This window comes from Hydrogenophaga sp. SNF1, from assembly GCF_034421675.1.
In the GTDB taxonomy this organism is placed as follows: Bacteria; Pseudomonadota; Gammaproteobacteria; order Burkholderiales; family Burkholderiaceae_C; genus Hydrogenophaga; species Hydrogenophaga borbori.
The window spans coordinates 1,156,916-1,176,588 of the sequence record NZ_CP139793.1 but is presented as its reverse complement, the minus strand read 5'-3'; the positions used below and the strand labels follow the sequence as shown (position 1 = coordinate 1,176,588).

17 protein-coding genes and 1 other RNA gene are annotated in these 19,673 nt (G+C 70.6%); 10 read left to right on the top strand and 8 right to left on the bottom strand.

Translation table 11 applies throughout. The annotated features are described in order from the left end of the window. The first annotated feature begins 44 nt into the window (after window positions 1-44). The 10 genes from hemP (at window position 45) to SOM08_RS05655 (ending at window position 11,684) form a co-directional block, all read left to right on the top strand. Window positions 45-245: a hemin uptake protein HemP gene (gene hemP / locus SOM08_RS05700; RefSeq protein ID WP_322470230.1), complete on the top strand. Its 201-nt coding sequence runs from the start codon at window positions 45-47 to the stop codon at window positions 243-245. Window positions 246-353: 108 nt separating this feature from the next. Next, window positions 354-2,576 carry a TonB-dependent hemoglobin/transferrin/lactoferrin family receptor gene (locus SOM08_RS05695; protein ID WP_181936436.1) on the top strand — a complete coding sequence of 741 codons (2,223 nt, stop codon included), beginning with the start codon at window positions 354-356 and terminating at the stop codon, window positions 2,574-2,576. Between the two features lie 20 nt (window positions 2,577-2,596). Then, window positions 2,597-3,670, top strand: coding sequence for a hemin-degrading factor (locus tag SOM08_RS05690; protein WP_322470229.1), 1,074 nt, complete (start codon window positions 2,597-2,599; stop codon window positions 3,668-3,670). Between the two features lie 8 nt (window positions 3,671-3,678). Then, window positions 3,679-4,569: a heme/hemin ABC transporter substrate-binding protein gene (locus tag SOM08_RS05685; RefSeq protein ID WP_116958191.1), complete on the top strand. Its 891-nt coding sequence runs from the start codon at window positions 3,679-3,681 to the stop codon at window positions 4,567-4,569. A gap of 22 nt (window positions 4,570-4,591) precedes the next feature. Further along, window positions 4,592-5,674 carry a FecCD family ABC transporter permease gene (locus SOM08_RS05680; protein WP_116958192.1) on the top strand — a complete coding sequence of 361 codons (1,083 nt, stop codon included), beginning with the start codon at window positions 4,592-4,594 and terminating at the stop codon, window positions 5,672-5,674. Beyond that, the gene (locus tag SOM08_RS05675) at window positions 5,671-6,477 is read left to right on the top strand and encodes a heme ABC transporter ATP-binding protein (protein WP_322470228.1); all 807 of its coding nucleotides are present in this window, start codon (window positions 5,671-5,673) and stop codon (window positions 6,475-6,477) included. Before SOM08_RS05680 ends, SOM08_RS05675 begins: the two co-directional genes overlap by 4 nt. A gap of 115 nt (window positions 6,478-6,592) precedes the next feature. Beyond that, window positions 6,593-7,183 carry a GbsR/MarR family transcriptional regulator gene (locus SOM08_RS05670; RefSeq protein ID WP_116958194.1) on the top strand — a complete coding sequence of 197 codons (591 nt, stop codon included), beginning with the start codon at window positions 6,593-6,595 and terminating at the stop codon, window positions 7,181-7,183. 25 nt (window positions 7,184-7,208) lie between these two features. Further along, window positions 7,209-8,570 carry a cytochrome ubiquinol oxidase subunit I gene (locus SOM08_RS05665; protein ID WP_116958195.1) on the top strand — a complete coding sequence of 454 codons (1,362 nt, stop codon included), beginning with the start codon at window positions 7,209-7,211 and terminating at the stop codon, window positions 8,568-8,570. A gap of 18 nt (window positions 8,571-8,588) precedes the next feature. Beyond that, window positions 8,589-9,587, top strand: a complete 999-nt coding sequence (locus SOM08_RS05660) for a cytochrome d ubiquinol oxidase subunit II (RefSeq protein ID WP_116958196.1) — start codon at window positions 8,589-8,591, stop codon at window positions 9,585-9,587. Window positions 9,588-9,740: 153 nt separating this feature from the next. Beyond that, window positions 9,741-11,684 (top strand): metallophosphoesterase family protein, encoded by a 1,944-nt coding sequence (locus SOM08_RS05655; protein ID WP_116958197.1) that lies wholly within the window; start codon window positions 9,741-9,743, stop codon window positions 11,682-11,684. A gap of 39 nt (window positions 11,685-11,723) precedes the next feature. Here the strand turns inward: SOM08_RS05655 and guaD are convergent, their stop codons facing one another. The 8 genes from guaD to SOM08_RS05615 form a co-directional block, all read right to left on the bottom strand. Continuing rightward, the gene (guaD, locus tag SOM08_RS05650; protein ID WP_322470227.1) at window positions 11,724-13,007 is read right to left on the bottom strand and encodes a guanine deaminase; all 1,284 of its coding nucleotides are present in this window, start codon (window positions 13,005-13,007) and stop codon (window positions 11,724-11,726) included. Window positions 13,008-13,083: 76 nt separating this feature from the next. Next, a complete protein-coding gene (locus SOM08_RS05645; RefSeq protein WP_116958199.1) occupies window positions 13,084-14,181 on the bottom strand; it encodes a BMP family ABC transporter substrate-binding protein in 1,098 nt (365 codons plus the stop codon). Window positions 14,182-14,288: 107 nt separating this feature from the next. Continuing rightward, window positions 14,289-15,257 carry a hypothetical protein gene (locus SOM08_RS05640; protein WP_322470226.1) on the bottom strand — a complete coding sequence of 323 codons (969 nt, stop codon included), beginning with the start codon at window positions 15,255-15,257 and terminating at the stop codon, window positions 14,289-14,291. 65 nt (window positions 15,258-15,322) lie between these two features. Continuing rightward, entirely contained in the window at window positions 15,323-16,333 is a 1,011-nt protein-coding gene (locus SOM08_RS05635; protein WP_322470225.1) for an adenosine deaminase, read from the bottom strand. Window positions 16,334-16,335: 2 nt separating this feature from the next. After that, the gene (locus tag SOM08_RS05630; RefSeq protein ID WP_116958202.1) at window positions 16,336-17,331 is read right to left on the bottom strand and encodes an aromatic ring-hydroxylating oxygenase subunit alpha; all 996 of its coding nucleotides are present in this window, start codon (window positions 17,329-17,331) and stop codon (window positions 16,336-16,338) included. A 34-nt stretch (window positions 17,332-17,365) separates the two neighbouring features. Beyond that, window positions 17,366-17,453, bottom strand: a non-coding RNA gene (locus SOM08_RS05625) — sX9 sRNA. Window positions 17,454-17,505: 52 nt separating this feature from the next. Then, on the bottom strand, window positions 17,506-18,660 hold the full coding sequence (locus SOM08_RS05620; protein ID WP_116958203.1) for a BMP family ABC transporter substrate-binding protein: 1,155 nt from the start codon (window positions 18,658-18,660) through the stop codon (window positions 17,506-17,508). 90 nt (window positions 18,661-18,750) lie between these two features. After that, entirely contained in the window at window positions 18,751-19,671 is a 921-nt protein-coding gene (locus SOM08_RS05615) for an ABC transporter permease (protein ID WP_116958204.1), read from the bottom strand. Between the last annotated feature and the right edge of the window lie 2 nt (window positions 19,672-19,673).

Genomic DNA, 19,673 nt, shown 5'->3' with positions numbered 1-19,673 from the left:
CCACTCATTTGCGAATAGTTCGCATTTGTGTTTATCATGCCGGCATGCCATCCGTGAAGCCCGCCACCCCCCTCCCGCCATCGACGCCTGCGCCCGTGCCCTCGCCCGTGCCCTCGCCGGTGCCCGCGGCGCAGGTGCAGTTCGGCCAGCTGAGCGGTGGCCGGCGCGACGTGTTCATCGAACACGACGGCCAGCACTACAAGCTGAGCCTGACCGCACAGAACAAGCTGATCCTCACCAAATAGGTTCCACCGGTGCGCCGCGGCGCGCGCCTTCCGCTACCAGCCAGCCAGTTGCCGCTTCGCGGCGCGCGAGCCAGCCCGTGTCTTCCACCACAAACACCGGGTGCCCTCGTGCCACGCCTTCGCCTTTTCCCCTCTTCCGCCCTCCACCCCGTCGCGCTGGCCTGCGCGCTGCTCGCCACCGCGCCGGTCCATGCGCAAACCGTGCCCGGCTCCGCCACGCAGGTCGCCGCCGGCTCGCTCAAGCCCGTGGTGGTGTCTGGCTCGCGCAGCGAGCGTGAACTGGAGGACGTACCCGCGCGCATCGACGTGATCGAAGGCGAGGCCTTGGACCCCACCCGGGCCCAAGACATCCGCGAGCTGGTTCGCGAGCTGCCCAACGTGGAGGTCAAGCGCGCGCCGCAGCGCTTCGGCGCGGTCAGCGGCTCCACCGGCCGCGACGGCAACGCGGGCTTCAACATCCGCGGCCTGGACGGCAACCGCGTGCTGCTCACGGTGGACGGCATCCGCATGCCGCGCGAACTCAACAACCAGGTGTTCGGCGCCGCCGCCTTCGGCCGCGACTACTACGACCTCGGCCTGATCTCGCGCGTGGAGATCCTGCGCGGCGCGGCCTCGGCACTCCATGGCTCCGATGGCCTGGCCGGCATGGTGGCCATGACCACCACCGCGCCCAAGGACCTGTTGAAGGAGGGCCAGACCTTCGGCGGCCGCGCGGGCGTGCGCGCCGACACCGAGGACAAGAGCGCCGGCACGGGGCTCACGCTGGCCGGCATCGCCAACGACCGCCTGCAGTGGCTGGGCAGCGTGCAGGTGGGCCGCGCCCAGGAACTGGACAACAAGGGCGACAACCGCTCGCTCAACAGCAACCGCACCGCCCCCAACCCGCAGAAAGACCGCAGCGTCTCGGCGCTGGGCAAGATCGTGCTCACGCCCGGCGCGGGCCAGACCCACACCTTCACCCTCGAACACGTCGACAAGGACACCGAGGTCGAGGGCTACACGGGCCGCTCGCCCACGGCCACCGGCGTGCAGGACCTCGATGGCACCAGCGAGATGCAGCGCACGCGCGCCAGCTGGGACGGCCGCTTCTTCCTGCAATCTGCCTGGGCCGACACGCTGCGCGCCACCCTGGGCTACCAGCAGTCGCGCTCGCGCGAGTGGTCGCGCGAGGTCCGCACCGCCCTGCCCACCGTGCGCGAACGCGACGTGCGCTACGAGGAAGACCTCTGGCAGGCCGTGCTGCAGGCCGAGCGCACGCGCCCGCTGGGCAACGGATGGGCCCATACCCTGGTCTACGGCGCCGACGTGTCGGTGGCCGAACTCGACAACCTGGTCACTGGCGTGGCCGGCCCGGCCTACGAAACCTACCCGCTGCAGCGCTTTCCCAAGACGCGCGAGACCAACAGCGCGTTCTTCCTGCAGAGCGAGTTCGTGAGCGAGCGCTGGAGCGTCATTCCCGCGCTGCGCTACGACCGCTTCTCGCTCAAGCCGCAGAGCAGCCCGCTGTACCCGCTCGCCCCGGCGGCGCTGTCCGACAGCGCGCTCTCGCCCAAGCTGGGCCTGATCCTGCGCCCCCAGCCGCACTGGCAGGTGTTCGCCAACGCGGCGGCCGGCTTCAAGGCGCCAAGCCCGCTGCAGCTCAACAACTTCTTCCAGAACGCGCTCGCCAACTACCGCACCCTGCCCAACCCGGACCTCAAGCCCGAGACCAGCCAGACCCTGGAGCTCGGCGCGCGCGGCGAGCACGGCCGGCTGAACTGGCTGGTCACCGCCTTCACCGGCCGCTACAAGGACTTCATCGAGGACAACGTGCGGGTCGGCGGCACGGGCGCGCCGGGCAATCCCCTCCTGTTCCAGGCCGTCAACCGCGGCCGCGTCAAGCTCAGCGGCGTCGAACTCGAAGGCCGCTGGACCGTGACGCCGGCCACCACGCTCAAGCTGGCCTATGGCCGGACCAAGGGCCGCGACACCTTGCTGAACCAGCCGCTGAACTCGGTGAACCCGGCCAAGCTGGTGCTGGGCGTGGACCACCGCATCGCCGACTGGACCCTGGGCGCCGTGCTCACGCACGCGCTGGCCAAGGACAGCGAGGACATCAACCGCAGCAGCACGCCGCAGCAGTTCGCCACGCCCGCCTGGACCACGCTGGACCTGCGCGCCACCTGGCGCATCACCCCCCGCACGCGACTGAGCGCGGCGGTCCACAACCTGACGGACCGCAAGTACTGGCTGTGGAGCAGCGTGCAGGGCGTGGCCGGCAACCTGGCCACGCTGGACGCCTACACCTCGCCCGGCCGCAGCCTGTCGCTGGCGCTGGTCACCGACTTCTGAGCCCCACAAGGAGAACCCGCATGGACAAGCACGACATCCGCACCGCCTACCAGGCCGCGCGCGCCCAGGGCCGGCGCGCGCGCGACGCCGCCGAATCCATCGGCGTGAGCGAGGGCGCCGCGCTGGCCGCGCACATCGGCGCCGACGAAGGTCCCACGCGCGCCGTCGCGCTCAGGGCCGACTGGCTCGCGCTGCTGCGGTCGCTCAAGCCCTGCGGGCCGCTGCTCGCGCTCACGCGCAACGAGGGCGCGGTACACGAGAAGACCGGCGTCTACGACAAGCTGTCCGGCGAAGGCGCCATCGGCCTGGCGCTGGGCGAGGATATCGACCTGCGCCTCTTCTTCCACCAATGGCACGCGGGCCTGGCGGTGACCGAGTGGGCGCAGAACCCAGGCAACGAAGCCCTGCCCAGCCTGCAGTTCTTCGACCGCCACGGCACCGCCGTGCACAAGATCTTCGTGCGCGAGACCAGCGACCGCGCGGCCTGGCGCCGCGTGGTCGAGCAGTGGCAGGACCATGCCGCCAGGCCCGCCTTCGAGCGCCCGACCTCGCCCGCCACCAAGGCCCCCGCGCGGGTCGACGCCAAGGCCTTCTCCGAGGCCTGGGGCGCCATGACCGACACGCACCAGTTCTTCCCGCTGCTGCGCCAGTTCGGCGTGGAGCGCCGCCAGGGTTTTCGCCTGGTCGAAGGCCGCTACACGCGCCGCGTGGACCGCGGCGCCGTGCGCGAGACGCTCACCGACGCCGCCTTCGACGGCACGCCCATCATGGTCTTCGTGGGCAGCCCTGGCTGCATCCAGATCCACACCGGGCCAGTGAAGCGTGTGGAACCGCTGGAGATGAAGGGCCAGACCTGGCTCAACGTGCTCGATCCCGGCTTCAACCTGCACCTGCGCGAGGACCTGATCGACGAGGCCTGGGTGGTGGAAAAGCCCACCAGCGACGGCGTCGTCACCTCGCTGGAGGCCTTCGACGCGCGCGGCGAGCTCATGGCCATGTTCTTCGGCGCGCGCAAGCCGGGACAGCCCGAGCGCGGCGCCTGGCGCGACATGCTGGCCCAGCGGCCCACGCTGGACGCGCCCACCCCGGCCTGAGGCGCGCCATGGCACCCACCCGCGTCAACCCGCACCGCCGCGCGCTGTTGCGCGCCACTGCCACCCTGGCCGCCGGCACCGCCCTGCCCGCCTTCGCGGCAGCACCCCCGCGCGCGCCACGCCTGGTCACCGTGGGCGGTGGCATCACCGAGGTGGTCTACGCGCTCGGCGCGCAGGACCTGCTGGTGGGCACCGACACCACCAGCCTCTACCCCGCCGCCGCCCTGGACACGCCCAAGGTCGGCTATCTGCGCCAGCTCTCGGCCGAAGGCCTGCTCGCGCTGCGGCCCGACACCGTCATCGCGCCAGGCGATGCGGGGCCACCCGTGGTGCTCGACCAGCTGCGCTCGGCCGGCGTGACCGTCGATCTCATCGAGAGCAGCCACGACTGGGGCGAGGTGCGCCGCAAGGTGCAGGCCGTGGGCCGCGCCGCGTCGACGGCGCGCGCTGCACAGAACCTACTGGTCGCGCTGGACGCGCAATGGGACCAGGCTTTGCGGCGCGTGCGCGCGCACGCCGGTCCCCCGCCCCGCGTGCTGTTCGTGCTCGCGCACGGCGGCAGCCCCATGGTGGCCGGCGAGGCCACGGCGGCCCACGCCTTGATCGGCTTCGCTGGCGCGCGCAACGCCGTCTCGGGCTTCAGGGGCTACCGCCCGATGACGGCCGAAGCCATGGCCGCCGCCGCACCGGACGCGATCCTCACCACCACGCAGGGCCTGGACGCCATCGGTGGCGAGGCCGCCTTCTGGCGCCGCCCCGAGCTGCCGCTCACGCCCGCCTGGCGGCGCCGCGACAGTGGCCGCGCCCTCGTACACCTGGACGCGCTCGAACTGCTGGGCTTCGGCCCGCGCCTGCCCCGGGTGGTGGGCGAATTGCACCAGCGCCTGGTGGCCGCGTGAGCGCCGTCCGCAAGGGGATCCTGTGAGCACGCTCGCGCGCGTGAGCGCATCGCCCTGGCCACCGGCGCAGCGGCGCGGCCCCTGGACACTGGCCCTGCTGGGCCTGCTGCTCGCGCTCTGCGCGCTGTGGGCCGCCGGTCGGGGCGCCTACGGCCTGCCGCTGCACGAATTGCCCGCGCTGCTGTGGGGCGCGCTCGCCCGTGGCGCCGAGGCCGCGCGCAGCGGGCCTGAACTGGTCTTCTTCAATATCCGCCTGCCACGCCTGCTGCTCGGCGTGGCCGCGGGCGCCGGGCTGGGCATGGCCGGCGCGCTCATGCAGGGCCTGTTCCGCAACCCACTGGCCGATCCCGGTCTCATCGGCGTGAGCAGCGGCGCAGCGCTGGCGGCGGGAGCCACCATCGTGCTGGGCGCCACCTGGTTCCCCGAGATGCCACGCGCCCTGGGGAGCTGGCCGCTGGTGCTGATGGCCTTCGCGGGCGGGCTGGCGGTCACGGGCCTGATCTACCTGCTCTCGCGCAGCGAGGGCGGCACCCGCGTCGGCCTGATGCTGCTCGCCGGCATCGCGGTCAATGCGCTGGCGGGCGCTGGCCTGGGCCTGCTGAATTTCCTGGCCACGGACGAGCAGCTGCGCAACCTGCAGTTCTGGTTGCTCGGCAGCCTCGGCGGCGCGCGCTGGAGCGCGGTGCTGCTGGTCGCCGGCATCACCACCGCCGCGCTGGCCATCGGCCTGCGCCTGGCGGGCGCGCTCAACACGCTGGCGCTGGGCGAGGCGCAGGCCGTGATGCTGGGCGTGCGCGTGGAACGCCTCAAGCGCTTGTGCGTCGTGGTCACGGCACTCGCGGTGGGCGCGGTCACGGCCACCACCGGCACCATCGGTTTCATTGGCCTGGTGGCGCCCCACATCGTGCGCCTGCTCGCCGGCGCCGACCACCGCTGGGTGCTGCCGGGCTCGGCGCTGCTCGGCGCCTGCCTGGTGCTGGTGGCCGACGCCTGGGCGCGCACGGCACTGGCGCCGGCCGAGCTGCCGCTGGGCGTGATCACCGCCGGGGTGGGTGTGCCCTTTTTCCTGGCCCTGCTGCGCAGTGCGCAAGCGAGGACGCTGTGAGCGGCGGCGGCGACCCGAGGCGGCTGCGCGCCGAGGGCCTGTGCGTGCGCCATGGCGCGCGCGAGGTGCTCAAGAACATCGACCTGCAGCTGCGCGCCGGCGAGGTGGGCGTGATCCTGGGTCCCAACGGCGCGGGCAAGTCCACGCTGCTGGGCGCGCTGGGCGGCTTGCAGCGCACCGACGCCGGCCGCGTGTGGCTCAACGGCCGGCCGCTCGACACCGTCAACGCGGCCGGCTTCGCGCGCCATCGCGCCTACCTGCCGCAGGACCTGGTGCCCGCCTTCGACTTCACCGCGCAAGAAGTGGTGGAACTGGGCCGCTACCCGCACCGCCTGCACCCCGAATCCGATGAAGCCGCCATCGTGCGCGCCGCCATGCGCCGCGTCTCGGTCGAGGCGCTGGCCCGGCGCGGCATCCGCCAGCTCAGCGGCGGCGAGCGCGCGCGCGTGCAGTTGGCGCGCGCCATGGCCCAGGTCTGGCGGCCCTGCGCCGACGGCCTGCCGCGCTGGCTACTGCTGGACGAACCCACCGCCGCGCTGGACCTGCAGCACCAGCACCAGGGCCTGGGCGCCCTGCGCGACTGGTCGCGCGAGCAGGGCATCGGTGTGCTGATGGTGCTGCACGACCTCAACCTGGCGCTGCGCTACGCCGACCGCGCGTGGGTGCTGGCCCATGGCCAGCTGGTGTCCCATGGCGCCACGGCCGACGCCCTCACCGCCGACCTGGTGCGCGCGGTCTGGCGCGTCAAGGCCCACCCGGTGCTCGACCCGGTGGGCGTGCCGCAGTTCGTCATGACCCCCTGAGGGCCGGCGGCCCCATGGCCGTCCAGACCGCAGTTCTTCAGCGAAGGCCCTTGGGTCCATTCTGGAATTTCAGTAATTTCTGAAAGTTCAGGCCAAACCGGCTACAGTGCCGGCCATGCCGCTGCAAGACCACCTCCCGCCCCTCAACCGCGAGTTCGTCGCCCACTTCGGGGAGATGGGCAGCCGCTGGGGCATCAACCGCACCGTGGGGCAGATCTACGCCCTGCTCTACCTCTCGGACCAGGCGCTGTGCGCCGATGAGATCGCCGAGACCCTGGAGTTCTCTCGCTCCAACGTCAGCATGGGCCTGAAGGAGCTGCAGGCCTGGCGCCTGGTGCGGCTGCGCCACCAGCCCGGCGACCGACGCGAGTACTTCGAGGCGCCCGCGGACGTGTGGGAGATCTTCCGCGTGCTGGCCGAAGAGCGCCGCCGGCGCGAGATCGAGCCCACCCTGTCCATGCTGCGCACCGCGCTGCTCGAAACACCCAAGACCGAGGCCGAGCGCCACGCGCAGCAGCGCATGCGCGAAATGCACGACCTCATCGACCGCCTCATGACCTGGTTCGACGACGTGCAGAAGCTCGCGCCCGAGACGGCCTTGCAACTCATGGGCATGGGCGCTACGGTCACGCGTGTGCTCGAGATCAAGGACCGCCTGACCGGCAAGGCCCCCGCGCGCGGCGACAAGGCCGGCAAAGCGGCCTGACCCAGAACCCGAAGGAGCGCCCGCCATGGAATTCGACACCCTGCTGCTCTCGCGCCTGCAGTTCGCCGCGAACATCAGTTTCCACATCCTCTTTCCCACCATCACCATCGCCCTGGGCTGGTTCCTGCTGTTCTTCCGCCTGCGCTTCGTGCGCACGCGCGAACAGGCCTGGGAGGAGGCCTATTACTTCTGGACCAAGGTGTTCGCGCTGAGCTTCGCGCTGGGCGTGGTCTCGGGTGTCACCATGAGCTTCCAGTTCGGCACCAACTGGCCGGGCTTCATGGAAAAGGCCGGCAACATCGCCGGCCCGCTGCTGGGCTACGAGGTGCTCACCGCCTTCTTCCTGGAGGCCAGCTTCCTCGGCATCATGCTGTTCGGCCGGGGCCGCGTGAGCGAGCGCGTGCACCTCATCGCCACCTTCCTCGTCGCGCTGGGCACCACGTTCTCGGCCTTCTGGATCCTCAGCCTCAACTCCTGGATGCAGACGCCGGCGGGCGCCGAGATCATCAAGGGCGAGTTCATTCCGGTGGACTGGTTCGCCATCGTCTTCAATCCCTCCTTCCCCTACCGCCTGGCGCACAAGCTGCTGGCCTCGGGGCTCACCGCGTCCTTCCTCATCGCGGGGTTGTGCGCCTGGCAACTGCTCAAAGGCAGCGCCACCGGCGGCACGCACAAGGCGCTGCGCACCGCCGTGTTCGCGGCCGCGCTCATCGCCCCGGTGCAGATCTTCGTGGGCGACCTGCACGGCCTCAACACGCTGAAGCACCAGCCGGCCAAGGTCGCCGCGATCGAAGCCGTCTGGGAAACCGAGAAAGGCGCCGCCCTCACGCTGTTCGGCATCCCCGACGAAAAGGCCGGCACCACGCACTACGCCGTCAAGGTGCCCAAGCTGGGCAGCCTCATCCTCACGCACGAATGGGACGGCGAGCTGCGGGGCATCGCCGACTTCCCGAACGCGCACCCGCCCGTGGCCCCGGTGTTCTACGCCTTTCGCGTCATGGTGGGCGTAGGCTCGCTGATGCTGCTCGTCGCGCTGTGGGGCGTGTACAAGCTGTGGCCGCAGCGTGGCGCCGCGCTCACCCGCCTGCCGCGCCCGCTGCTGTGGACCCTGGCGGCCATGACGTTCTCCGGCTGGCTGGCCACGCTGGCGGGCTGGTACGTCACCGAGATCGGCCGCCAGCCCTTCATCGTCTATGGCCTGCTGCGCACGGCCGATGTGGCCACCACCATCGCATCGGGCCACGTGGCGCTCACGCTCGCGGCCTACCTCACCGTCTACGGCCTGCTGCTGATCACCTACGTGGGCGTGCTCAAGTACATGGCCGAGCATCCCGTGAAGCACGCGCCCGAAGCGCCGCATGGCGAACTGGGCAAGGCCGGCGCCTGAACCTCGACGGAGATCCACATGACCTGGGCCGAATTCCTCCCCTTGATCTTCATGGCCGTGATGGGCCTGGCGCTGCTGGCCTACGTGGTGCTCGACGGCTACGACCTCGGCGTGGGCCTGCTGCTGCCGCTGGGCGAGCGCGACCAGAAGGACACCATGATCGCGAGCATCGGCCCCTTCTGGGACGCCAACGAGACCTGGCTGGTGCTGGGCGTGGGCGTGCTGCTGGTGGCGTTTCCCAAGGCGCACGGCATCGTGCTGCAGGCGCTGTACCTGCCGGTGGCCGTCATGCTGGTGGGCCTGATCCTGCGCGGCGTGGCCTTCGACTTTCGCGTCAAGGCGCCCACCCGGTACCTGCCGTTCTGGAACCGCGCCTTCTTCGCCGGATCGCTGGCCGCCAGCATGGCCCAGGGCTGGATGCTGGGCAGCTACATCACGGGTTTCGACACCGGCCCGATCGGCCTGCTGTTCAGCCTGGGCATCGCCGTCACGCTGCCCGCGGCCTACCTGCTGCTGGGCGCGGGCTGGCTCATCATGAAAACCGAGGGTGAGTTGCGGCACCGGGCCGTGGGCTGGGCGCGCCGCGCGCTGTGGCCCATGGGCGTGGCGCTGCTCGCCATTTCGGCGGCCACGCCGCTGGTGAACCAGGCGGTGGTCGAGAAGTGGTTCGGCCTGCCGCAGATCTTCGCCCTGCTGCCGGTGCCGCTGATCTGCGCGGCGGCCTTCTTCGCCGTGCACTGGGTGGTCACGCGGCCGAACCTCATCGACGCCGGCTATGGCTGGCTGGTGTTCGTGAACACCGTGCTGATCTTCGTGCTGGCCTTCTTCGGCCTGGCCTACAGCATCTTTCCCGACATCGTGATCGGCCGGCTCACGCTGTGGGACGCGGCGGCGGCCACGAGCTCGCTGACCGTCATCTTCGTCGGCGTGGCAATCACGCTGCCGGTGATCGTCGTGTACACGATTTATTTGTACCGCGTCTTCTGGGGCAAGGCCCACCCGCTCACCTACAACTGAGCCCGGCGGCCCACCCACCGATGGGCCCGCACCCCGGCGGGTGCGCCGCGCCGGTCCCGAACGGCCGCGCATTCACGTGAATGCCATGGGGCTTCCCGATCATTGGTGCGCCAACAGGTTTTCGTTGGCAACACCACAACGCGGAAGACCTCCATGCTCGCCCACAACAATGCCCGACCCCGTGCCAGCGCGCTCGCGCTGGCTGCCTGCCTCACGCTCGCCGCCTGCGGAGGCGGCGGTGGCGGCGCCGCCGACAGCGGCACCCCGCCCAGCCCGCCACCCACCACCCAGCCGACACCGACCACGCTCAAGATCGGCGTGATGCCCGACACCCAGGGCAGCAACTCCGGCGTGGCCCTGCACCCCATGAAGGCGGTGCTCGACTTCCATGTGCAGCAAGGCGTGAAGATCGTGCTCGCCGTCGGCGACCTGGTCGAGAACGGCACGCCGCAGGAATACGCGATGTGGCGCGGACTGGCCGACCAGTACAAGGACAAGCTGACCATCCTGCCCGTGATGGGCAACCACGAGCCCAAGGGAACGGACCAGGACTGGCACGACACCGTCGAGTCCCTCATCCCGGCCGACGCCGAGCACATGCCCGGCTCCCGCAACAAGAACTACGCGCTGGTGCGCGACAACGTGCTGCTGATCAACATCTCCTACGGTTGGTTCGAGCGCGCCTACGGCTTCGTCGAGGCCATGGTCAACAAGCACGCGGCCAAGGTCGACCACATCATCCTGCAGACGCACAACTCCTTCGCCGGCAGCCGCTATGGCCTGGTGCGCGAGAACATCGTCGACGGCAGCATCTCCATCGTGAACGACGTGCTGTTCCGCGACGCCTACGACAAGTACCGCCAGTTGCTCGCGGCGCACGACGTGATCTACGTGAGCGGCCATGAGCACCACTACTCGCGCAGCCTGATCCGCGACGACACCGACCGGCCCTTCCTGCAGATCATCTCCGGCAACGCCGCCTACAAAGGCTACGAAACCCGCTTCAGCGAGCACGAGCGCATCCAGGACTACCTGATGATGAAGGTGCAGAGCGACAGCACCGGCTTCGTCGACGTCAACGCCTCGGTGTTCGAGGTGACGGGGCCGAAGATCGACTACCGCTCGTACTTCGTCACCCATTCGGTGCTCAGCAACGCCGCCGCGCTGCAGCAGCTGGACAACCCGAGCTGGACACTGATGGACCGCTTCGTTCGCACCCGCGACCGCTGCGCCAAGACCGTCTACCCCTCCAGCGTGCCCAGCGACATCCAGCGCAATGGCGCGTACGACCCCTCGTACCGCACCAGCCCCTGCACATCGGCCGGCGGCAGCCGCGCGCGGCTGCTCGACGGCGTGAACAACACCTTCAATCGCCACGACACGCGCACCCGCACCATGAACGCCACGCCAGGCTATTCGTTCGCGAACAGCAACCTGGAAATGGAGTCCATGATGTACCGCTACCTCTTCCAGCGCCACCAGAGCTACAGCCCCAACCTCAACAACAGCCAGCGCGCGCGCGTGATCAACGTCGGCGCGCCCGACGAGGAGGTGGAGGTGCGCGGCACCACCATCGACCTGAAGAAACAGGTGCTGCTGAACTGGCAGGCGAAGGGCGCGGCCACCCTGAGCGACGAGCTGATCGTCAGCGGCATCAGCGGACAGGGTGGCACCTACATCGACCCGTATGGCGTCGCCAAGGACATCGCCACCGACACCGGCCTGGCCGGCAGCTACGGCAATGGCACCGAGCTGGGCAAGGCGCCGGTGGTGCTGCCCGCGCACGCCACCAAGGCCTGGGCCCTGAACGAGTCCACCGTGGGCGACAGCTACGTGCTCGAGTTCGCCGCGCCCGCCGGCCGCACCGCGGCCAACAGCGCGATCGCGCGCTACGACACCGCGGCACGCGCCTGGGTGCCGCTGGCCGACGCCAGCTGCGTGAGCGCGCAGGCCTACCAGACCGGTTACCTCACGGCCCTGCCCGCCGACGTGAACGCCAGCTGCGGCAACACCACCGTGGTGGGTTTCGACGCCGGCCGGGGCGCCTTCTGGGCCCGATTGAACCGCGACGACCGCCTGGCCATCGTGGCGCGTTGACGGCGGTCGGGCGCCCGCCCGCACCCGCGTGGACGGGCCCTAGCGGCCGTTGACCACGGTGCACGCGACCACGCGGTCGTCGCCCAGCACGATCAGGGCGAACAGGAACTCGTCCAGGCTGTCGGCCTGGGCGGTCTTGCGCGCCAGCAGCGGCGTGGCCTTGGGGTCCAGCACCACGAAGTCGGCCTCGTGGCCCGGCTGCAGGTTGCCCACCACGCCTCGCAGCCCCAGCGCGCGCGCCGCGCCCGCCGTGTGCTGCCACCAGAGCTGGCCGGGCGCGAGGCTCAATCCCGGCTTGGTCTGGCCTTCGCGGCCCACCGTGTAGGCCGCCAGCATGGTGCGAAACGGCGAGAAGCTGGTGCCACCGCCCACGTCGCTGGCCAGGCCATAGCCCATGCCGGCCGCGTCGGCGGCCCGGTAGTCGAAGAAGCCGCTGCCCAGGAACAGGTTGCTCGTGGGGCTCACGGCGGCCACGGCCCCGGTGGCCGCCATGCGCTCACGGTCGGCCTGGCTCAGGTGGATGCAATGCGCGTAGACGGCGCGCTCGCGCAGCAGGCCGAAGTCCTCGTACACGCCGAGGTAGCTGCGGCTCTTGGGAAAAAGCTCCATGGCCCAGCGCACTTCGTCGAGGTTCTCGGCCACGTGCGACTGGATCCAGACCTCGCGGTGGGCCGCCGCCAGTTCCCCCGCGCCGCGCAGCTGCGCGGGCGTGCTGGTGGGCGCAAAGCGCGGCGTGATCGCGTAGCCCAGCCGGTCCACGCCGTGCCAGCGGCGGATCAAGGCCTCGGTGTCGAGCAGGCTTTGTTCGGTGTCGTCGCGCACGCCCTCGGGGCTGTGCCGGTCCTGCAGCACCTTGCCGGTGATGAAGCGCAGGCCGCGCGCGCGGGCCTCCTCGAACGCCGCGTCCACCGAGACCGGGTGCGAGGTGGCGAAGGTGAGCGCGGTGGTGACGCCGTTGCGCGCCAGTTCGTCGAAGAAGAAGCGCGCCACCTCGCGCGCGTGAACGGGGTCGTGGAAGCGCGATTCGTGGGGGAAGGTGTAGCGCTCCAGCCAGGGCAGCAGACCGGCGGCCGGCGCGCCGATGACGTCGGTCTGCGGGTAGTGCACGTGCATGTCGATGAAGCCCGGCGCGATCAGACGGCCGCGCAGGTCGTGCACGGCCACGCCGGGGAAACGGTCGATCAGCGCGCCATGCGCGCCGGCCGCGCGCACCACGGCCCGGCCCTGGGCATCGGGCCCGACCACCAGCAGGCCGTCGTCGTCGAACTGGGGGGCGCCGCTGTCCTCGTCGAAGCGCAGCAGGCTGGCACGGTAGGCTTTCATGGTCGGGAGCCTACACGGCCCGGCGCCCATCGTCATACGGCCGCGCCGATGCGGCCTATGCCGGCCGGAGGGTGTTTCAGTTCAAGCTGCCCTGCACGCCCTCGACGAACCAGTTCATCGTCAGGATCTGTTCGTCGCTCAGGCGCTGGCCGGCCTCGATGACGGCCTGGCCGTTCTGGCCGCGCACCGGGGCCGAGGCGGGCGCCGCGAACACCACCAGACGGCCAGCGGCCATGTCGGCCTGGCGCGCGTTCACCTCTTTCTGCACGGCCTCGGGCACCTTCTTGCCGAAGCCCTCGACGCGGATGAACCCCTGCGCCACCCCACCCCAGACCTGCTCGCTGCGCCAGCTGCCATCGAGCACGGCCTTCACGCGGCGCGTGTAGTAGTCGCCCCAGCGGTGCGTCACGGCCACCACTTGCGCGTCGGGCGCCACCGCGCGCATGTCGGAGTGGTAGGCCACGGCCAGCTTGCCGCGCTCCTGCGCGGCCACCATCACGGCGGTGCTGCCGGTGTGGAAAGCCAGCACCTCGGCACCCTGGTTCATCAGCGTCATGGCCGCGTCGCGCTCGCGCGGCGGGTTGAACCACTCGCCCAGCCACACCACCTTCACCGTGGCGCGCGGGTTCACCGAGCGCATGCCCAGGGTGAAGGCGTTGATGCCCTGGATCACCTCGGGAATGGGAAAGCCCGCCAGGTAACCGGCCTGCGTGGCCAGCCGGCCCGCCGCCACGCCCGCCAGGTAGCGGCCCTCGTAGTAGCGCGCGTTCGCCGTGGCCACGTTGGGCGCGGCCTTGTAGCCGGTGATGGACTCGAACTTCACGTTCGGGAAATCGCGCGCCACCTTCAGCGTGGGCTCCATGTAGCCGAAGCTGGGCGTGAAGATGATGTGGTTGCCCTGCTGCGCGAGGTCACGGATCACGCGCTCGGCGTCGGCGCCTTCGGCCACGTTTTCCACGTAGCTCGTCTGGACGCGCTCGCCCAGCGCGGCCTGCACGGCCTGGCGGCCGAGCTCGTGCTGGCGCACCCAGCCGGCCTCGGTGAGCGGCGTCACATAGACGAAGGCGGCTTTCACCGGCGGCTTGACCGGCTGGGCGTGAGCGACAAGGGGGGATACCAACACGGCGGCCAACGCCGGCGCGAAGGCGCGCCAGGCCGCGAGGTTTTTGTACATGGTGTTCCTCTACATGGCTTCCGGTGATGAAAAAACGCGAACCGGGGAAGCACCGGATCGCGTCGGGGCCGTATTGTAGGCCGGGCCTCGACGGCGGAGCCTTCGCCTCACTGGCGCAGAAAGTCCAGGCCGGCCTGATCCGCGCCCTGCAGTTGCACGTCGCGCTGGCTCGGCGTGTACGAACACCCCAGACACAGTGGGTCGGACGGCGTCACGGTGTAGGCCCCGTCCGGCAGCACGAAACCGTAGGCCCCGAGAGCGTCGACGGCGCGCACCAGGGCGGCCGCGCCGGCGCCCACCGTGATCCATTCGGCCGTGCTCGGCAACCCGCTGACGGCCCAGCTCACGCGGCCCGCGAGGCGGTGGGCGGGCGCCTGGAAGTCCACGCCCCCCACATCGGCCGAGACGATGTCCACGGTGCGCGAGGCCGGCTGAAAGGCGAAGCCGAACGGCCCAGACAGCGGCGTCACCGCATAGCGCCCCGGCGGCAGGCAGCTCAGGGCATAGTCGCCCCGCGCCGCGCCGCTCAGGGGCAAGGCCGTGGCGCTGGCGGGGCCGGCCAGCGCCACGCTCACCCCGCTCTCGGCGTAGCCCAGGCCCCACAGGCCGCTGTCGCTCAGCACACGCCCGGACAGCGCGAACGACGGCCCGGTCTTGCGAATGTCCAGGCGCGCCGTGCCGGTGAGCCCGGCCGTGTCGGTGGCGGTGACGGCGATGCGGTTGGTGCCCGGCACCAGCGGCACGGAGGCGCTCCAGGTGTGCCCGTACAGGCCCACGAAGGGACTCGTCTTCACCGACTGGCTGGCGGTGCCCGCGGCGCCCGAGGTCTCATTGCGCCAGGTCACGGTGACCGCAGTCATCTCGACCGCCGAACCGCCGCAGCAATGCCAATCGGTCGGGCTGATGAAGGCCTGGCCGCTCAGGCCAAGCTCGTTGCACACCGTGTCGGTCGACGCGGGGGCGTCGATCACGACCCAGCCCGAAGGCGGCGGGGGCGGCACCGAGCCCCCGCTGCCGCCACAGGACAGCTGGGCCAGCGACAGTCCCACGGACCACAGAGCACGCCAAGCGCGCATGGCTCACCCCTTGCGATGCGATGGGCCACTCTAGGCCAGCCCGACCGGCCGCAAGATGACGCACGTCAAGGCGGCGCGCTGGCCGCCTCCAGCCGCGCCAGGTAGCGCTGGCGCGTCTCCTCGTCGATGAAGCTCGCCTCGAAGCTGTTGCGCGCCAGGGCGATGACCTCCTCGCGCGACAGGCCCAGGGCCTCGACGGTCTGCACGAAGTTGGCGTTGAGGTACCCGCCGAAGTAGGCCGGGTCGTCGCTGTTGACGGTGGCGCACAGGCCCGCGTCCAGCAGGCGCTTCATCGGATGCTCGCGCAGGTCTTTCACGACGCAGAGCTTGAGGTTGGACAGCGGACAGACCGTGAGCGGCGTGCGTCGGCGCGCCAGCTCGGCGACCAGCGCGGGGTCGTCCAGGCAGCGCACGCCGTGGTCGATGCGCTCGGCCTTCAGGTCGTCCAGAGCGCCCCAGATGTAGGCCGGCGGCCCCTCCTCGCCCGCGTGCGCCACGACGTGCAGGCCCAGCTCGCGGCAGCGCGCGAACACGCGCGAGAACTTGCTCGGCGGGTGGCCCAGCTCGCTCGAGTCCAGGCCGACGCCGACGAAGTGCTGGCGGTACGGCAAGGCCGCTTCCAGCGTGGCGAAGGCCTCTTCTTCGCTGAGGTGGCGCAGGAAGCACAGGATGAGCCGGCTGGAGATGCCCAGCTCGGCCTGCGCCCATTCGCAGGCGCGCTGCAACCCACCGATGACCACGCCGATGTCCACGCCGCGCGCGGTATGCGTCTGCGGGTCGAAGAACAGCTCGGCGTGGATCACGCGGTCGGCGTAGGCGCGCTGGAAGTAGGCCCAGGCCATGTCGAAGAAGTCGGCCTCGTGCAGCAGCACGCTGGCGCCCGCGTAGTAGATGTCGAGGAAGCTCTGCAGATTGGTGAAAGCGTAGGCCTCGCGCAGGGCCTCCACGCCGTGGTACGGCAGCTTCACGCCGTTGCGCTGCGCCAGCGCGAAGATCAGCTCGGGTTCGAGCGAGCCTTCGATGTGGATGTGCAGCTCGGCCTTGGGCAGGTGGGCGGCGAGTTCGGCAGGCGACATGGTCAGCAGGTTCCCAGGGCAATGCCCAGTCGTTGGAGGTAGCGGCGGTAGGCACTGCTCACCCGGTCGGCGGGGCCGTGCACTTCGGCCACGCGGGCGGTGCGGCCGATCGGCAGCGCCTTGGGCGTCTGGGACTCCACCACCGGCCGGTCCTGCGCGAACACCGTGTCCTGGAAATCGACCAGCGCCTCGTCGCTGGAGCGGTCGTTCTGCGTGGCCATCACGAACCAGGCGGTGCAGGCTTCGTCGCCATCGGGCCGGATGAACAGGGCAATGGCGTTGCGCACCGGGTCGCCGTCGCTGGCGTCCTTGCGCAGCAGGGCGGCGTAGGGGTGCGACACCTCGTAGGCGTAGTCCACCCAGGCGCCGCCGCCGGCCTCGGCGTAGCCGCGCGGCTGCCAGGCGCGCGCCTTGAGCACCTGAAGGCCTTGCGGGCTTTCGCTGACCACGCCGCCGAGCACCTGCGCGTGGCCGCGTTCGCCCAGCCAGCCCTCGTGCACGAAGCCGAAGTGGCTCAGGTCCAGGAAGTTTTCCACCAGGCGCGGCGCGCTGGTGGCCACCGCGTACGGCCCGCAGACCACACGGCGCCAGCCGGGGTCCCCGGCCTCGGCGAAGGCGGGTGGCGCGTCGGGCAGGCCGGCCGCCGGCGCGTCCAGCCGCACCCACACCAGGCCGTGGGCTTCGCGCGCCTCGAAGGCCGTGGTCGCGTGGCCCACGGGCGGCTGGAAATCGGGCGAGGCCGGCACGTGGCGGCAGCGTCCTCCGGCCTCGAACTGCCAGCCGTGGTACGGGCATTCCAGGCGCGGCCCCTGCACGGTGGTGAGCACGCGCCCGAGCGACAGGCGCGCGCCGCGGTGCGGGCAGCGGTCGGCCCAGGCGTGCACCGCGCCGTGGTCGCGCCACAGCACCAGGGACTCGCCGAGCAGGCCCAGGCCCAGCGGCGCCTCGCGCAGCGTGTGCGAGGCCAGCACGGGATGCCAGAGTTGACGTTCGATCATGGTCCTCAAAAACAAAAGCTGCCCGAAGGCAGCTTGCTGGCACGCCAAGCACCGGAGGCGTTGCGAGCGGGTGCCAGGCCAGGCGGACGGAGCACAGGAACCGGAACGTACTCTCCGTACGTGAGGATCCCGAGCACCGCCCAACGGCGCATGGCGCCCGCGCAGTCGCCGATCTCAGTTCGGCAGCTTGCCTTCCACGCCTTTGACATAGAACTTGATGCCCCCCAGGAAAGCGTCGTCCGCCTTCTGGTCCTTGGCCAGCACTTCCTTGCCGGCCTGGTCCTGGATGGGACCGGTCCAGGGGTGGAAGCTGCCGTCCTTCAGGCCGGCCTTGATGGTGTCGATCTTGGCCTTGGTCTCGGCCGGCACGTCGTCGGCGATGGAGACCATGTCGATCGCGCCTTCCTTGTGGCCCCACCACACGCCGCCGGTGCTCCAGGTGCCTTCCAGCACGTCCTTGGTGGCCTTGATGTAGTACGGGCCCCAGTTGATGACGGCCGAACCCAGGTGGGCCTTGGGACCGTAGGCGGTCATGTCCGAGTCCCAGCCGAAGGCGCGCTTGCCGGCCTTCTCGGCGGTTTGCAGCACGGCCGACGAGTCGGTGTTCTGGAACAGGATGTCGGCGCCGCCGTTGAGCAGCGAGGTCGCGGCCTCGGTCTCCTTGGGCGGATCGAACCAGCCGTTCACCCAGACCACCTTGGTCTTGATCTTCGGGTTCACCGACTGCGCGCCCAGCGTGAAGCTGTTGATGTTGCGGATCACCTCGGGGATGGGGATGGAAGCCACCACGCCCAGGGTGTTGGTCTTGGTCATGGAGCCCGCGATCACGCCGGCCATGTAGGCGCCCTCGTAGGTGCGGCTGTCGTAGGTGCGCATGTTCTCGGCCGTCTTGTAGCCGGTGGCGTGCTCGAACTTCACGTCCTTGAAGTCGGCGGCGACCTTGAGCATGGGCTCCATGTAGCCGAAGGTGGTGCCGAAGATGAGCTTGTTGCCGTTGGACGCCATGTCGCGGATCACGCGTTCGGCGTCGGCGCTCTCGGGCACGCTCTCCACGAAGGTGGTCTTGATCTTGTCGCCGAACTCGGCTTCCAGCGCCTTGCGGCCGTTGTCGTGCGCGAAGGTCCAGCCGCCGTCGCCCACCGGGCCGACGTAGGCGAAAGCGATCTTCAGCGGCTCGGGCGCGGGCGCGGCGGCGGTGGGCGCGGCCGGCGCCGGGGCGGGCGCGGGCGCGGCGGCCTCTTCCTTCTTGCCGCAGCCGATCAGCACGGCGGCGGCCAGCGCGCTCATCGCGGCGACCTTGAACAGGGAACGCTTGTGGAGGTCTGTCATGGGTTTCCTCGGGTGTCGACGGTTGGGTGAATCGGTCCGGTGCGGGCGCCGCGGCTCCACCCCGGTGGGGCATTCAAGGTGACACGCAAATTATGACCCCGGGTAGAACGGTTTCCCGATCGACGAGGGCATGTTCACTCGGATCCAGGTCGGGTTGCGCGAAATCAGCACCAGCACCACCACGGTGGCCAGGTAAGGCAGCATGGTCAGGAACTGGCTGGGGATCTGCAGGCCGATGGCCTGCAGGTGGAACTGCAGCATGGTGACGCCGCCGAACAGGTAGGCGCCGAGCAGCACGCGCGCGGGCCGCCAGGTGGCGAAGGTGGTCAGCGCCAGGGCGATCCAGCCTTTGCCGGCAATCATGCCCTCCACCCACAGCGGCGTGTACACGGTGGACACGTAGGCGCCCGCCAGGCCGCACAGGGCGCCGCCGGCCATCACCGCCAGCAGGCGAATGCGCCGCACCGGGTAGCCCAGGGCGTGCGCCGACTCGGGGCTTTCGCCGACGCTGCGCAGCACCAGGCCGGCGCGCGTGCGGTACAGGAACCAGATCAGCCCCAGCGCCATGGCCACGCAGGCGTAGACCATGGGGTGGTGGCGAAACAGCGCCGCGCCCAGCCAGGGGATGTCCGCCAGGCCGGGGATGGCCCAGCGCACCTGCTCGGGCAGGGTGGCCTGCACGTAGCCCGTGCCCGCGAAGGCCGAGAAACCCGCGCCGAACAGGCTGAGCGCCAGGCCCGTGGCGTACTGGTTGGTGTTGAGCCAGATCACCAGCACGCCGAAGAGGGCCGCGAGCAGCGCGCCCGCGCCCATGCCTGCCAGGAAGCCCAGCCAGCTGCTGCCCGTGTGCACCACGGTGGCGAAGCCCGCCAGCGCGGCGCAGAGCATCATGCCCTCGGCGCCCAGGTTGACGATGCCGGCCTTCTCGTTGATCAGCAGGCCCAGCGAGGCGATGGCCAGCACGGTGCCCGCGTTCAGCGTGGCGGCGATGAGCAGTGCGTAGGATTCCATGC